This window comes from Rhodanobacter sp. C06 (assembly GCF_002001105.1).
In the GTDB taxonomy this organism is placed as follows: domain Bacteria; phylum Pseudomonadota; class Gammaproteobacteria; order Xanthomonadales; family Rhodanobacteraceae; genus Rhodanobacter_A.
Window position 1 is genome coordinate 55,183 of the sequence record NZ_MUNP01000049.1, and the last position, 14,040, is coordinate 69,222.

Here is a 14,040-nt window from a genome sequence, read left to right on the forward strand (position 1 = left end):
ATCGAGGTGCGAGATGTTGAAGAAGCTGTTGCTGGCCGTGTGCGTCAGCGGAATCGCCCTGACCGCCTGTGCGGCCGACAACGCCGCCACGGCTGTCCCGGCAACGGACGCGCCGGTGCCCGGCCCGATGCTCGGCGACGGCGTCGACGCTGCCGCGCTGAAGCAGGTGCAGCAGTCGCTGGCGAAGCTGGCGCCGGGGGTGCAGGTGGCCGTGGTGAACCTTGCGCCGCTGCCGGGCTTCTACCAGGTGATCGCCTCGGGCCAGCTGGTCTACGTGAGCACCGACGGCAAGTACCTGCTGAACGGCGACCTGGTCGACCTGGGCGCGAAGAAGAGCCTCAACGACGCCGCCTGGGCGGCCTATCGCAAGGCCGAGCTGGCCAAGGTGCCATCCTCCGCACGCATCGAATACGCGCCGGCGAACCCGAAGTACCGGGTCACCGTGTTCACCGACGTCACCTGCCCGTACTGCAAGGTGCTGCACGAGCACATCGCCGAGCTCAACAAGGAAGGCATCGCGGTGGATTACCTGGCGTGGCCGCGCGAGGGCGTGACCAATCCGCTCGGCCATCCCACCGCGACCTACAAGACCATGGTTTCGGCCTGGTGCGCCACCGACCGCAAGGCCGCGCTCACCGAGGCGTTCGCGGGGCACGAGCCCAAGGCCGCCAGCTGTTCCAACCCGGTGCGTGCCCAGTTCGAGCTGGGCGAGAAGCTGGGCGTCAGCGGCACTCCGGCGATCTTTACTCCCAGCGGCCGCATGGTGGGGGGCTATCTCACGCCGGCCCAGTTGCTGCAGGTGTTGCAGAAGGAAGGCTGAGCCCGCCAGCCGGCGCTCGCAAGAGCCTGCGCCCGCGCGGCCGGCAGCGGTCATGCCGTGCCGCAGCATCGGTCGGGTGCATCGGCTAGAATAGGCGTTCCCATCAGCTTGGCGCCGTTCCCCGCATGATCGCACTCGACGGGCAGAACGCCCTTTCGGCCTTCCGCCTCGAACGCCTCAACGCCCGCCTCGACGCCTTGCATCGCGGCAGCCGCGTGCAGGCCGCCTGGTTCGTGTATTTCCTCGATGCCGCCGCCGCGCCGGAAGGCACGCTGCGCCAGCGCCTGCTGGAAGTGCTGGAGGCGAAGGACGCCGTGCCCCAGCCCGCCACGCTGTGGGTGGTGCCGCGGCTGGGCACGATCTCGCCGTGGTCGAGCAAGGCCACCGACATCCTGCACGGCGCCGGCTTCGAAGTGCACCGGGTGGAACGCGGCACCGCCTGGCAGCTCGCCGGCATGCCCGCGGCCGGCACGCCCGCGCACGCCACGGTGCTGGCCCTGCTGCACGATGCGATGACGCAGTCGGTGCTGGCTTCGCTGGACGACGCACAGGGCTTGTTCCTCGCCGGCCAGCCGGGCGACCTGGTGCACATCACGCTGGGTGGCGACGCCCGCGGCGCACTGGCCAAGGCCAATGCCGAACTGGGCCTGGCGCTGGCGGCCGACGAGATCGACTACCTCGCCGAGCGCTACGCCGAGCTGGGTCGCGACCCCACCGATGCCGAGCTCTTCATGTTCGCGCAGGCGAACTCCGAGCATTGCCGGCACAAGGTGTTCAACGCGAGCTGGACGGTGGACGGCCAGGAACAGGACAAGAGCCTGTTCGCGATGATCAAGCACACCCATCAGCGATCGCCCGCGCACACGCTGTCCGCCTACCACGACAACGCGGCGGTGATCGAGGGCAGCGCCGGCAAGCGCTTCTTCGCCGATGCGAACGGCGTGTGGCGCAAGCACGAGGAGCAGATCGGCTACGCAATCAAGGTGGAGACGCACAACCATCCCACCGCGATCGCGCCCTGGCCCGGCGCCGCCACCGGCGCCGGCGGCGAGATCCGCGACGAGGGCGCCACCGGCCGTGGCGCCAAGCCCAAGGCGGGACTGACCGGCTTCTCGGTGTCCGACCTGCGCATCCCCGGCCATCCGCAACCGTGGGAAGTGGAGCGCCCGCTGCCGCCGCGCATGGCATCGGCGTTCGAGATCATGCGCGACGGCCCGCTGGGCGCCGCCGCGTTCAACAACGAATTCGGCCGTCCGTGTCTGGGCGGCTATTTCCGCAGCTACGAGCACGAGACCGGTGAGACCGGCCTGCGCCGCGGCTACGACAAGCCGATCATGCTGGCCGGCGGCCTCGCCAACATCCGCCACGACCACGTGCAGAAGCGCGCGGTGCGGCCCGGCCACGCGGTGATCGTGCTGGGCGGTCCGGCGATGCTGATCGGCCTGGGCGGCGGCGCCGCCTCGTCGGTGGCCTCGGGCGCGTCCAGCGCCGAACTCGACTTCGCCTCGGTGCAGCGCGACAACGCCGAGATGGAGCGCCGTTGCCAGCAGGTGATCGACGCCTGCTGGGCGCGCGGCGACGCCAACCCCATCGTCAGCATCCACGACGTGGGCGCGGGCGGCCTCTCCAACGCGATCCCGGAAATCCTCAACGACGCCGACGTGGGCGGCGAGATCGACCTCTCCAAGGTGCCTTGCGACGATCCCTCGCTGTCGCCGATGCAGGTGTGGAGCAACGAGTCGCAGGAACGTTACGTGCTCGCCATCGCGCAGGAAAACCTGCCGGAGTTCGAGGCGTACTGCGCGCGCGAGCGCTGCCCGTACGCCGTGGTCGGCACGGCCACGGAAGCGCGCGTGCTGCGCGTCGCCGATCCGCGCCGCAACCTCACCGTGATCGACCTGCCGATGGACGTGCTGTTCGGCAAGCCGCCACGCATGCACCGCGACGCCAAGCGCGTCAAGCCGCGCGTGGACCTGGTGCCCGACCTCACCGGCATCGGCATGGACGAGGCGTTGCTGCGCGTGCTGCGCCTGCCCGGCGTGGGCAGCAAGAGCTTCCTGATCCACATCGGCGATCGGACCGTGGGCGGCCTCAACCACCGCGATCCGATGGTCGGTCCGTGGCAGGTGCCGGTGGCCGACTGCGCGGTGACCCTGGCCGACTTCGACGGCTACCGCGGCGAGGCGATGGCGATGGCCGAGCGCGCGCCGGTGGCGCTGCTGTCCAGCGCCGACGCCGCGCGGCTCGCGGTGGGCGAGGCGATCACCAACCTCGCCGCCGCGCCGATCGCCTCGCTGGGCGAGATCCGCCTCTCGGCGAACTGGATGGCCGCGGTGAACCACCCCGGCGAGGACGCCGCGCTGTTCGACGCGGTGAAGGCCGTGGGCATGGAGCTGTGCCCCGAGCTCGACATCTCCATCCCGGTAGGCAAGGACTCGCTGTCCATGCAGACCGTGTGGAAGGACGGCGACACGCCGCAGAAGACGGTGTCGCCGGTGTCGCTGGTGGTCACCGGGTTCGCCCGCGTGGACGACGCGCGCCGCACGCTCACCCCGCAACTGAAGCTGCACCATGGCGACACCGACCTGTGGCTGCTCGACCTCGGCGCCGGCCGCGACCGCCTCGGCGCCTCCGCGCTGACCCAGGTGTTCAACCGCGGTGGCGGCGTGCCGCCGGACCTGGACGATGCGGAGCGCCTCAAGGCGCTGTTCGAGCTGGTGCAGGAAGCGAACCGCGGCGGCCTGCTGCTTGCCTACCACGACCGTTCCGACGGCGGCGTCATCGTCACCCTGCTGGAGATGGCCTTCGCCGGCCACTGCGGCCTGGAGATCCAGCTCGAAGGCTGGGCCGACGCGGCGCTGCGCGCGCTGTTCAACGAAGAGCTGGGCGCGGTGCTGCAGGTGGCCAAGGCCAACCGCGAAGCGTTCGAGGCGCTGCTGGTGAAGCACGGCCTCGCCGGCATGAGCCACCGCATCGGCCGGCCCAAGGAGAAGCTGGGCATCAAGCTGTACTCGGGCAGCGAGACACTGTTCAAGTGGAACTGGAGCACGCTCTACCGCGCCTGGAACGAAACCAGCCACGCGATGCAGCGGCTGCGCGACAACCCCGCCAGCGCCGACGCCGAGCTGGAATGGCGCATGGACGACGCCGATCCGGGCCTCTCGCCCAAGCTCACGTTCGACCCGGCCGAGGACATCGCCGCGCCGCTGATCCATGCCGCGATCACCGGCGGCGCCAAGCCGCGCGTGGCGATCCTGCGCGAGCAGGGCGTCAACGGCCAAGTGGAGATGGCCGCCGCGTTCGCGCGTGCCGGCTTCGAGGCGGTGGACGTGCACATGTCCGATCTCGCCAGCGGCCGGGTGAAGCTGGCCGATTTCCGCGGCTTCGCCGCCTGCGGCGGCTTCTCCTACGGCGACGTGCTCGGCGCCGGGCGCGGCTGGGCCACCTCGATCCTGTACAACGACACCCTGCGCGCCGAGTTCACCGCGTTCTTCGCCGACCCGACAAAGTTCGCGCTGGGCGTATGCAACGGTTGCCAGATGATGAGCCAGTTGAAGGACATCATCCCCGGCGCGCAGCACTGGCCGAAGTTCCTGCGCAACACCTCCGAGCAGTACGAGGCGCGCTTGGCCACGCTGGAGGTGCTCGACTCGCCCAGCTTGTTCTTCAAGGGCATGGCCGGCTCGCGGATCCCGGTGGCGGTGGCGCACGGCGAAGGGCGCGTGCATTTCCCGAACACCTGCAGCCCGTCCAAGGCACAGGCGGCGCTGCGCTTCACGGACAACCGCGGCAAGCCCACCGAACACTTCCCGCTCAACCCGAACGGCTCGCCTGGCGGCCTCGCCGGCTTCACTGCCGCCGACGGCCGCGTGACGATCCTGATGCCGCATCCGGAGCGCGTGTTCCGCAGCGTGCAAATGAGCTGGCATCCGGAGCAGTGGGGCGAAGACTCGCCGTGGCTGCGCATGTTCCGCAACGCGCGGGTGTGGTGCGGCTGAGCGTGCCGGCATTGTGGCACCGGTGGCCGACTTGGCTGCCGGCGCTCGCATGGTTGCTGTTGCTCGCCGTGCTGCCCTGGTGGCTGGACCTGCCGTTGTTGGTGGCCTGCGTGCTGGCGCTGCTGTGGCGCACGGGGCCGCTGCAGCCGCAGGCGCGGCTGTTGCGGCTGGCGCTGCGCTGGGGCCTGCCGGGCCTCCTGCTGGCGGTGCTGCGCGCGTTCGGCGCCGATGCGCTGGCGTGGCTGCTGACCCTGCTCGCCGCGCTGGCCGGCTTCTCGCTGTTGATGTTGCTGGAGTACTGGCTGGATCGCGGCCGGCGGCGCGAGCCGTCGTCCTCGGCCACGGACGAATGGCCCGCATTGGCGCTGGCGCCGATCGGCCCCGCCGGCGCGATCATCGAGCTGCAGCCGCCGCAGTGGCGGTCGCTGGAAGCGGGCCTCACCGATCCGCTGGGCGGCGAACTGCGCTGGCGCGATGAGGCCGCGCAACTGGCCGACGGCAGCCAGCTCGAAGGCGTGGAACCGCGTTGCGACTTCGCCGCCGATGGCCGCTGGCTGGTGTTGCCGCTGGTCGGTCAGCGCGGCCTGCTGCTGCTGGATCGCCGCTGCGATCGCCGGCATCGCCTGCGCGGCTGGCAGCTGGCCGGCTGGTACGAAGGCCAGCCGTGGCTGAGCCGCGACGAGGAACACGTGCCGCTGGCCATCGCCCACGTGCTGGGGCATGACGAGGACGATTGAGCTGCCGTTCGCCCGGACCACCGACCCGCGATCCATGCAACTGTCTCACGCCACCTGCCGCATACTTGCCCCGTGAATACTCCATTCTCTTCCTCGCCGCTGCCACTCAGCGTGATCGTGGTATCCGCCGACAGCGGTCAGGGCTTGCGCGACTGCGTGCGCCGGGTGCTGGCCTGCAGCACGCCTCTGGAATTGCTGCTGATCGACAACGCCTCCGCCGACGGCGTGCCGCAGGCGTTGGCGCGCGCCTACGAACACGAGCCGCGCTTCCACCTGATGCAGAACCACGGCAACCTCGGCTTCGGCCCTGCGGCGAACCGCGCAGCGGCGCAGGCGAAGGGGCAGATTCTGCTGGTACTCAATCCCGACTGCCTGCTGGACCAGGCCAGCCTCGACCGCCTGCTCGCCGTGTTCGACGACGAGCGGCAGGTCGGGCTGCTTGGCGCCGTGGTCTGCGACGCGCAGGGCGTGCCTGATCCCGCCTCGTACCGGCGCGATCCGCTGCTGCGCCGCGCGCTGGCCAGCCTGTTCGGTGGCAAGGGCGAGCGCGTGGAGATCGGCGGCGCGATGCCGGATCGCTTGGTCGAGGCCGAGGCGGTGTCCGGCGCGCTCATGCTGCTGCCGCGCCACCTCTTCGAGCGGCTGGGCGGTTTCGACGAGGGCTATTTCCTGCATTGCGAAGACCTCGACCTGTGCCGCCGCGTGCGCGACGCCGGCTGGCGCGTGCTGCTGGCCGGCGACGTGCGCGTGCTGCACGGCAAGGGCGGCTCCAGCCGGCACCGCCCGGTGTTCGTCAGCCGCCACAAGCACCGCGGCATGTGGCGCTGGTTCCGCAAGTTCGACCCGGAAGCGCGCCGGCCGCTGGTGGCGGCCACGGTGTGGCTGGGCATCTGGGTGCATTTCTTCGCGCAGATTCCCGGGCAGTTGCTGCGCAAAGCGAGGAGTGAGTGAAGCGAAGCGAGAAAATAGAGAAAGCGAAAGCCCGCTGCATCGCGCTTTTCTCTCGCTCCTCACTCCTCTTCACTCACTTCTCCCCATGACCTCACGCACCACGACCCTCCCCACCCTGGGCCTGCTGGCGATGACCGCCGTGTGGGGCTCGACGTTCTTCATGATCAAGGACGTGGTGGCGCGCATGCCGGTGGCGGATTTCCTCGCCGTGCGCTTCGCCGTCGCCGCGCTGGCGATGCTGGCGCTGTTCCCGCGCCACGTCTGGCGGCTGGGCCGCGGCGGCATCGCGCGCGGGCTGGTGCTGGGTACGATCTATGGCGTGGGCCAGCTGCTGCAGACTTGGGGGCTGGCGCTGATCGCGCCCAGCGTCAGCGGTTTCGCCACCGGCATGTACGTGGTGTTCACCCCGATCCTGGCAACCCTGCTGCTGCGCCAGCGCATGCCCGGCGTGGTGTGGATCGCGGTGGGGCTGGCCACCGCCGGCCTCGCGCTGCTCTCGCTCAACGGCGTGTCGGTGGATCTGGGCGTGTGGCTCACGCTGGCCTCGGCGGTGCTGTACGCGCTGCACATCGTGCTGCTGGGACAGTGGTCGCGCCCCGGCGAGGCGTTCGGACTGTCGGCGGTGCAGATGGTCGCCATCGCCCTGGTTTGCCTCCTCGCCACGCTGCCGCACGGCGGTCCGGTGGCGCCGCCGGATCGCGCCGCATGGCTCGCCGTGCTGTACATGGCGCTGATCGCCGGCGCCGGGGCGATGGCGCTCCAGACCTGGGCGCAAGCACATATGCCGGCCACCCGCGCCGCCATCGTGATGACCACCGAACCGGTGTTCGCCGCCGCCTTCGCGGTGGCCTTCGGCAGCGACCTGCTCACCTGGCGCATGCTCGCCGGTGGCGCGCTGGTGCTGGGGGCGATGTACCTGGTGGAACTGGCACCGCGGCGCACCGCGGCGTTGGGGGCGGAGGCGGTGCATCACGAGGTGTAAGGGGCGGTATTCGCACGGTTGCCGCGGTGTGACGCCCCCCTCTCTCGCTTGCGGGAGAGGGGGAAGAGGGGTTTTTGCTTCTGTGCTCGGGCAAGCGACAAAGCGGCCTCACCAAAAGCCGTAGTGGCGAGTCCGAAAATCCATCGCGAGCAACGCCCCTCACCCCAGCCCTCTCCCCGGCGGGAAGAGGGGGTCAAGCGGCTCTCAGTGCGCAGACTCGCGCGCCACCCTGCGCGACTCGCGCGTCTGCAGCGCCACGCGCACCAGGTACACCACGATCGCCACGTTGCCGACCAAGGCGGCCAGCTTCAGCCAGCCGAAGCGGTGCAGGGTCTCATAGAGCTCGATCGGGATCAGCGAGGCGGTGGCGATCACGGTGAACCATTCGGCCCAGTACTTGCCCATCAGCAGGCCCACGCCCTCGATGCCGAACAGCACGGCGTAGCCCAGTGCCACCAGCCCCACCGCCACGAAGCGGCTGGGACCGAAATCCTGCAGCATCGACACCATCCGCCAGCGCAGGCCGTTGCTGTCGGACAGCGACAAATGCTCCAGCCAGTGCACCAGCCGCTCGAAGTTCTGCTGGCGGTCGAGGTGGAACGCCGCCACCGCCACCAGCAGCAGGCAGACGGTCTTGATGATCTCGTACGTCGCGATCACGCGCAGGCCGGCGCGGTGCGACGCCCGCGGCGCGGGGCGTGCGGCAGCCTGGGCGGCGGCGATGTTCTCGATCTCGGGCATGGGATGTTCTGGCAAACGCTCGGACTATTGTCCCGGCCGCGACATGAACGGCCAGTGCGCAAAGACATGGGGGCCGCCGGGGAAATCCCCAGACGGCGGGGCGGCGCGAAAAGCACGCGGCCATGCCGGTCGGTGCCGGCATGGCCGCGGCGGCGCCGCGGGGTTCAGCAGCAGCGTCCCCCGCCGCCCTTGTAGCGCGCTTCCTGGCGTTCGCGGAAGAACTCGGCGTAGCTGGGCACCTTGCGCTCGGGGTGGTGCTCGCGCAGGTGCTGCACGTAGACCTCGTAGTCGGGCACGCCGCAGCAGAGGCGGGCGGTCTGCACCGCCCGCTTCCGGAATGTCTGCAGTCGCGCCCTGAGGTCCATGGCGTCAGTGTACCGCCACGTCGGCCAGCGCCACGTAGGGTTCCTCGTTGGCGGTGGGATGGTTGGTGCGCCAGGCCTTCACCAGCGCGTTCAGGCAGAACAGCACCATCACCACCACCAGCGCCATGAACAGCCCGGTCATCACCATGTCCACGCGGTTGTTGGTGATGATCTGCTGCATCGCCGCCGTGGTCTTGGCCGGCGCCAGCAGCTGGCCGCTCGCCAGCGCGGTGGCGTACTTGTCGGCGGCCGCGGTGAAGCTGATCGGGCCGACCAGCTTCTCGTAGCCAGCGGCCAGCGTGCACACGATCAGCCAGATCGCGGGGATGCCAGGAACCCACACGTAGCGCTCGCGCTTCAGCTTCACCACGACCACCGTGGCCAGCATCAGCGCGATCGCGGCCAGCATCTGGTTGGCGATGCCGAACAGCGGCCACAGCGTGTTGATGCCGCCCAGCGGATCGACCGCGCCCTGGTACAGGAAGTAGCCCCACAGCGCCACGCAGATCGCGGTGGCGAGCAGGTTGCCGGTCCACGACTCGGTACCCTGCAGCGGCTTGTGGACGAGCCCCACGATCTCCTGGATCATGAAGCGGCCCACGCGCGTGCCGGCGTCCACCGTGGTGAGGATGAACAGCGCCTCGAACAGGATCGCGTAGTGGTACCAGAATGCCATCATGCCTTCGCCGGGCAGGATGTTGTGCAGCAGCTGGGCCATGCCCACCGCCAGCGTGGGCGCGCCGCCCGCGCGGCTGAGGATGCTCTGCTCGCCCACGTCCTTCGCCGTGCGGATCAGCTCGTCCGGCGTCACCACGAAGCCCCACTGGCTGATCACCTGCGCCGCGTGTTCCACCGTGGTGCCGATGATCGCGCCCGGCGCATTCATCGCGAAGTACACGCCGGGGTGCAGCGACACCGCCGCGACCATCGCCATGATCGCCACGAAGGCTTCCATCAGCATGCCGCCGTAGCCGACCATGCGCGCCTGGCCCTCGTTCGCCAGCAGCTTGGGCGTGGTGCCAGAGGCGATGATCGAATGCCAGCCCGACACCGCGCCGCAGGCGATGGTGATGAACAGGAACGGGAACAGGTTGCCGGAGAACACCGGGCCGGTGCCGTCGATGAACTTCGTCACCGCCGGCATCTGCAGCATCGGCGCGGCGAGGAAGATCGCCAGCGCCAACAGCGCGATGGTGCCGATCTTGAGGAAGGTCGAGAGGTAGTCGCGCGGCGCCAGCAGCAGCCACACCGGCAGCACCGAGGCCACGAAGCCGTAGCCGATCAGCCACCAGGCCAGCGCCTTGGCGTCCATGTCGAAGATCGGTGCCAGCGCGACCGAGTCGGCCACGAACTTGCCGGCCCAGATCGACAGCAGCAGCAACACCAGGCCGATGATCGACACCTCGAGGATGCGGCCCGGGCGGAACCAGCGCAGGTAGGCACCCATCAGCAGTGCGATCGGGATCGTGGCGGCCACGGTGAACGTGCCCCAGGGGCTGTGCGTGAGCGCCTTCACCACCACCAGCGCCAGCACCGCCAGCACGATCATCATCAGCACCAGCACGCCGATCATCGCCACGATGCCGGGCAACGGCCCCAGCTCCTCGCGCAGCATGTGGCCCAGCGAGCGGCCGTCGCGGCGCAGCGAGAGGCCGAGGATCATGAAGTCCTGCACCGCGCCGGCGAACACCACGCCGAACAGTATCCACATCGTGCCGGGCAGGTAGCCCATCTGCGCCGCCAGCACCGGGCCGACCAGCGGGCCGGCGCCCGCGATCGCGGCGAAGTGGTGGCCGAACACCACCCACTTGTCGGTGGGCACGTAGTCCAGGCCGTCGTTGCGCAGCACCGAGGGTGGCGCGCGGCTGGGGTCCAGCTTGAGCACGTAGTGTTCGACGAACTTGCCGTAGAAGCGGTAGCCGATCACGAACACCGCGATCGCCGCGGCGACCAGCCAGATCGCGTTGATCGGTTCGCCGCGGCGCAGGGCGACCACGCCCAGGCACCAGGCGCCCACGATGGCGATGGCGACCCAAAGGATCTTCGCCGCCGGGCTGGGTTTGAGGGTTGCGCTGTGCATGGAGTCTCTCCCGGGAAGTCCGTGCAAGGGTCTCGCCGGGCGGGGTGGGGGTCAATGCCGGGTGGCTTAGCCTTTGGTCGAATGCCGGCGGGTGCGGCCGCCGGCAATTTCCGGATTCCTTTGTGCACGGATGCAACACGGGTGCGGCGTACACTGCTCGAACCTCGGCCGCCGGAGTTTCCCATGCGCACGCATCCGCACTCTGCCTTGTTCGTCGCCCTGTTCGCCGCCGTGACCTTGCCGGCGCTGGCGCTGCCGGCGGCGGGCACGGGGCAGTTCAAGGATCTGCTCGACAAGGCCAAGCAGGCCACGCACATGACGAATGCCTCGACGGCCGCCGCGAACCTGCCGACCAGCGACATCGCCGCCGGCCTCAAGGAGGCGCTGGCCAAGAGCACCACCAGCGCGATCAACAGCCTGGGCCGCGACGGCGGTTTCTGGAACAACAGCAAGGTGCGCATTCCGCTGCCGGGAAAGCTTGAAGAGGCCGGCAAGCTCGCGCGCAAGCTGGGCCAGGGCGCGAAGGTCGACGCGTTCGAGCTGAGCATGAACCGGGCTGCCGAGAAGGCCGTACCGCAGGTGGCGCAGATCTTCGGCGACGCGATCCGCAAGATGACGTTGAGCGACGCGCGCGGCATCCTCAGCGGCGGCGACCACGCCGCGACCGATTACTTCCGCCGTGTTGCCGGCCCAGCGCTGACCGCGCGGATCGAGCCGATCGTGGCCAAGGCCACCGACAGCGTGGGCGTCACCCAGAAATACAAGGCGTTCACCTCCGGCAGTGGCGGCGGTGCGCTGGGCGGCGCACTCGGATCGCTGGGGTCGCTGGGTGGCCATCACGCCGAAAGCAACGGCAGCCCGTTGAACCTGGACGACTACGTCACCCGCAAGACGCTCGACGGCTTGTTCACCACGATCGGCGATCAGGAAAAATCGATCCGAACCAACCCTGCCGCGCGCACCACCGACCTGCTGAAGAAGGTGTTCGGCGGTTGAACGCGCTGTCGAACCCGCTTGTTGAACCCGCTTGCGGGTTCAACGAATAGGCACGAGGCCGTTGCTCGGCGCTTTGCAGTTGAAGCACAGGGCAGCACGGCTTGCATTGGAACCGCATCGACCACATTCCAACCGGTGACGCGTCCACCCACGAGACTGCCATGATCCGCGACATCCTGAAGATGGGCGACCCGCGCCTGCTGCGCGTGGCGCCGCCGGTGCCCGACGCGATGATCGGCAGCGCCGAATTGGACGCCCTGGTCGCCGACATGTTCGACACCATGCATGCCGCCGACGGCGTGGGCCTCGCCGCGCCGCAGATCGGGGTGGACCTGCAGCTGGTGATCTTCGGCTTCGAGCATTCCGAGCGCTATCCCGACGCGCCCGAGGTTCCGCAGACCATCCTGCTCAACCCCGTCATCACTCCGTTGTCGCAGGACATGGAGGAAGGCTGGGAGGGGTGCCTCTCGGTGCCCGGCCTGCGCGGCGCGGTGAACCGCTACAGCCTGATCCGCTACCAGGGCGTCGATCCGCACGGCGTGCCCATCGACCGTCGCGCCGAGGGCTTCCATGCCCGCGTGGTGCAGCACGAATGCGATCACCTGATCGGCCGGCTGTACCCCTCGCGCATCACCGACTTCAGCAAGTTCGGTTACACCGAGGTGCTGTTTCCGGGGATGGATGTGGCGGCCGAGTAGTCGGCGTCATGACTCGCAAACGGCAATTCGCGGCGAGGGCACGCGACGGCGCAGGCCGCTGACCAGCGCCGCCAGTCCGAAGCCCAGCGCCGCGAGGCAGGTGCCGTTCCAGCCCGCGCGAGCCCAGGCGAGGCCGGCCAGCGCAGAACCAGCTGCGCCGCCCACGAAGAACACGCCGGTGTAGAGGCCGTTGATGCGCCCGCGCGCCTCCGGCTGCAGCAGGTTGATCTCGCGCCGGCCCAGGGTCAGGTCGCCGATGGTGCCCGCGTCGAGCAGGATCGCCGCGATCACCAGCGTCGCCAATGCAGGCGTCGATGAGGCGAACAATCTTGCATCCCCGCCCAGCCAGGCGAGCAGCGTGGCCAGCACCACGCAAACGTGCGCGGCGAACGTGGCAAAGCGAGCCTTGCCGGCGTCGCCCAGCCGGCCGGCCAGCGGTGCGCTGATCGCGCCGCTCACTCCGGCCAGCGCAAACAGCGCGATGCCGTTCGCATGCAGCCCGAACGGCGCCGCTGCCAGGCGCAGCGCCACCATGCCCCAGAATGCGCTGAACGCGCCGAAGCAGAGCGCCACTGACAGCGCGCGTTCGCGCAGCAGCGGTTCCGCGCGCCACAGCGCGGCCAGCGAAGACAACAGCGCCGGATACGACATGCGCTGGCGCGGCGGCAGGCTGGGCATCGAGCGCGCCAGCGCGAGCGACAGCACCACGATGGCTGCCGCCAGCACGGCGTAGCTGGCGTGCCAGCCCAGGTAGCCGGCGATCACGCTGGCCAGCGGGCGCGACAGCATGATGCCCAGCATCATGCCGCTGGTGATGTTGCCGATCACGCGGCCGCGTTGCGCTTCTGTCGTCATCGCCGCCGCCAGCGGAATCAGCATCTGGATGACCGTGGCGCTGAAGCCCACCAACAGGCTGGCGGCGAGGAAGGTCGGCGCCGACACCGGCAACGCGGCGACCAGCAAGGCCAGCGCGTTGATTGCCAGCGTCGCCAGCACCAGCCGGCGGTTCTCCACCAGGTCGCACAACGGCACCAGCAGGAACAGGCCCAGCGCATAACCGAGCAAGGCCAGCGTGGCGACCAGGCTCACCACCGCGGCCGGCAGGCCCAGCGAAGCGGCGATAACGCCCACCAGCGGCTGTGCCACGTACAGGCCTTGCACGATCACCCCGGTGGCCAGCGCGAACAGCAGCACCGGCGCCTGCGTCGTTGGCGCGACGGAAGCGGTCGTCGCGTTCACCGCACGGCCTCCTGGTAGGCGGCGAGCAGTGCCGCGTCGTCGAACGAGCCATGGTGGTGCACCTGCCGCCACGCGCCGTCGATGCGACGGAACAGCCGGCTGGTGCGGATCGCGGGCTCCAGCCGCAGGCCGTCGCGTTCCAGCGCGCCGCGCTCGCGGCCCACCGCGTAGAACATATCGCCTGCCTCGTGCAGGGTGTAGTCGTGGAACTCCACATGCACGCGCGCCTTGCCCTCGAAGATGCGCTGGTACACCGCGCGGATCGCCGGCCAGCCGCGCGCGATGCCGCCCAGCGGGTTGCTCATCGCCACGTCGGCGCCGTCGTGCCAGTTGCACGCCATCGCCTCGAGGTCGCGGCCGTTGAAGGCGCGGTAGAACGCGCTCAGGGCAGCCAGCGGCGAGGCGGGGTGGGGGTCGGTTTCGCGGCCGTTGA

Annotated in this window: 12 protein-coding genes; 7 read left to right on the forward strand and 5 right to left on the reverse strand. The window is 69.7% G+C overall.

Annotated elements, in window-relative coordinates; translation table 11 throughout:
- Positions 1-13 precede the first annotated feature (13 nt).
- The 5 genes from B0E52_RS10630 (at position 14) to B0E52_RS10650 (ending at position 7,488) form a co-directional block, all read left to right on the forward strand.
- Positions 14-820 carry a DsbC family protein gene (locus B0E52_RS10630; protein WP_077483800.1) on the forward strand — a complete coding sequence of 269 codons (807 nt, stop codon included), beginning with the start codon at positions 14-16 and terminating at the stop codon, positions 818-820.
- A gap of 125 nt (positions 821-945) precedes the next feature.
- Positions 946-4,818, forward strand: a complete 3,873-nt coding sequence (purL, locus tag B0E52_RS10635) for a phosphoribosylformylglycinamidine synthase (protein WP_077483801.1) — start codon at positions 946-948, stop codon at positions 4,816-4,818.
- Positions 4,776-5,555 carry a hypothetical protein gene (locus B0E52_RS10640; RefSeq protein ID WP_254426765.1) on the forward strand — a complete coding sequence of 260 codons (780 nt, stop codon included), beginning with the start codon at positions 4,776-4,778 and terminating at the stop codon, positions 5,553-5,555. Before purL ends, B0E52_RS10640 begins: the two co-directional genes overlap by 43 nt.
- A gap of 72 nt (positions 5,556-5,627) precedes the next feature.
- Positions 5,628-6,506, forward strand: coding sequence for a glycosyltransferase family 2 protein (locus B0E52_RS10645; RefSeq protein WP_139351643.1), 879 nt, complete (start codon positions 5,628-5,630; stop codon positions 6,504-6,506).
- Positions 6,507-6,591: 85 nt separating this feature from the next.
- On the forward strand, positions 6,592-7,488 hold the full coding sequence (locus tag B0E52_RS10650; RefSeq protein WP_077483802.1) for a DMT family transporter: 897 nt from the start codon (positions 6,592-6,594) through the stop codon (positions 7,486-7,488).
- Positions 7,489-7,692: 204 nt separating this feature from the next.
- Here B0E52_RS10650 and B0E52_RS10655 read toward each other — a convergent pair whose 3' ends face one another.
- From B0E52_RS10655 to B0E52_RS10665, 3 genes are all read right to left on the reverse strand, one after another.
- A complete protein-coding gene (locus B0E52_RS10655) occupies positions 7,693-8,229 on the reverse strand; it encodes a DUF2127 domain-containing protein (protein ID WP_077483803.1) in 537 nt (178 codons plus the stop codon).
- Between the two features lie 164 nt (positions 8,230-8,393).
- Entirely contained in the window at positions 8,394-8,594 is a 201-nt protein-coding gene (locus tag B0E52_RS10660; RefSeq protein WP_077483804.1) for a YbdD/YjiX family protein, read from the reverse strand.
- 4 nt (positions 8,595-8,598) lie between these two features.
- Complete coding sequence (locus B0E52_RS10665; protein ID WP_077483805.1) at positions 8,599-10,674, reverse strand: carbon starvation CstA family protein; 2,076 nt, start codon at positions 10,672-10,674, stop codon at positions 8,599-8,601.
- 183 nt (positions 10,675-10,857) lie between these two features.
- Here B0E52_RS10665 and B0E52_RS10670 point away from each other — a divergent pair, with 183 nt between their 5' ends.
- Positions 10,858-11,670 (forward strand): DUF4197 domain-containing protein, encoded by an 813-nt coding sequence (locus B0E52_RS10670; protein WP_077483806.1) that lies wholly within the window; start codon positions 10,858-10,860, stop codon positions 11,668-11,670.
- A gap of 161 nt (positions 11,671-11,831) precedes the next feature.
- On the forward strand, positions 11,832-12,368 hold the full coding sequence (def, locus tag B0E52_RS10675; protein WP_077483807.1) for a peptide deformylase: 537 nt from the start codon (positions 11,832-11,834) through the stop codon (positions 12,366-12,368).
- Between the two features lie 6 nt (positions 12,369-12,374).
- Here the strand turns inward: def and B0E52_RS10680 are convergent, their stop codons facing one another.
- A complete protein-coding gene (locus tag B0E52_RS10680) occupies positions 12,375-13,607 on the reverse strand; it encodes an MFS transporter (protein ID WP_077483808.1) in 1,233 nt (410 codons plus the stop codon).
- Positions 13,604-14,040 (reverse strand): nuclear transport factor 2 family protein (locus B0E52_RS10685; protein WP_139351644.1); only part of this gene is annotated, 437 nt, incomplete at its 5' end. The genes B0E52_RS10685 and B0E52_RS10680, both read right to left, overlap by 4 nt.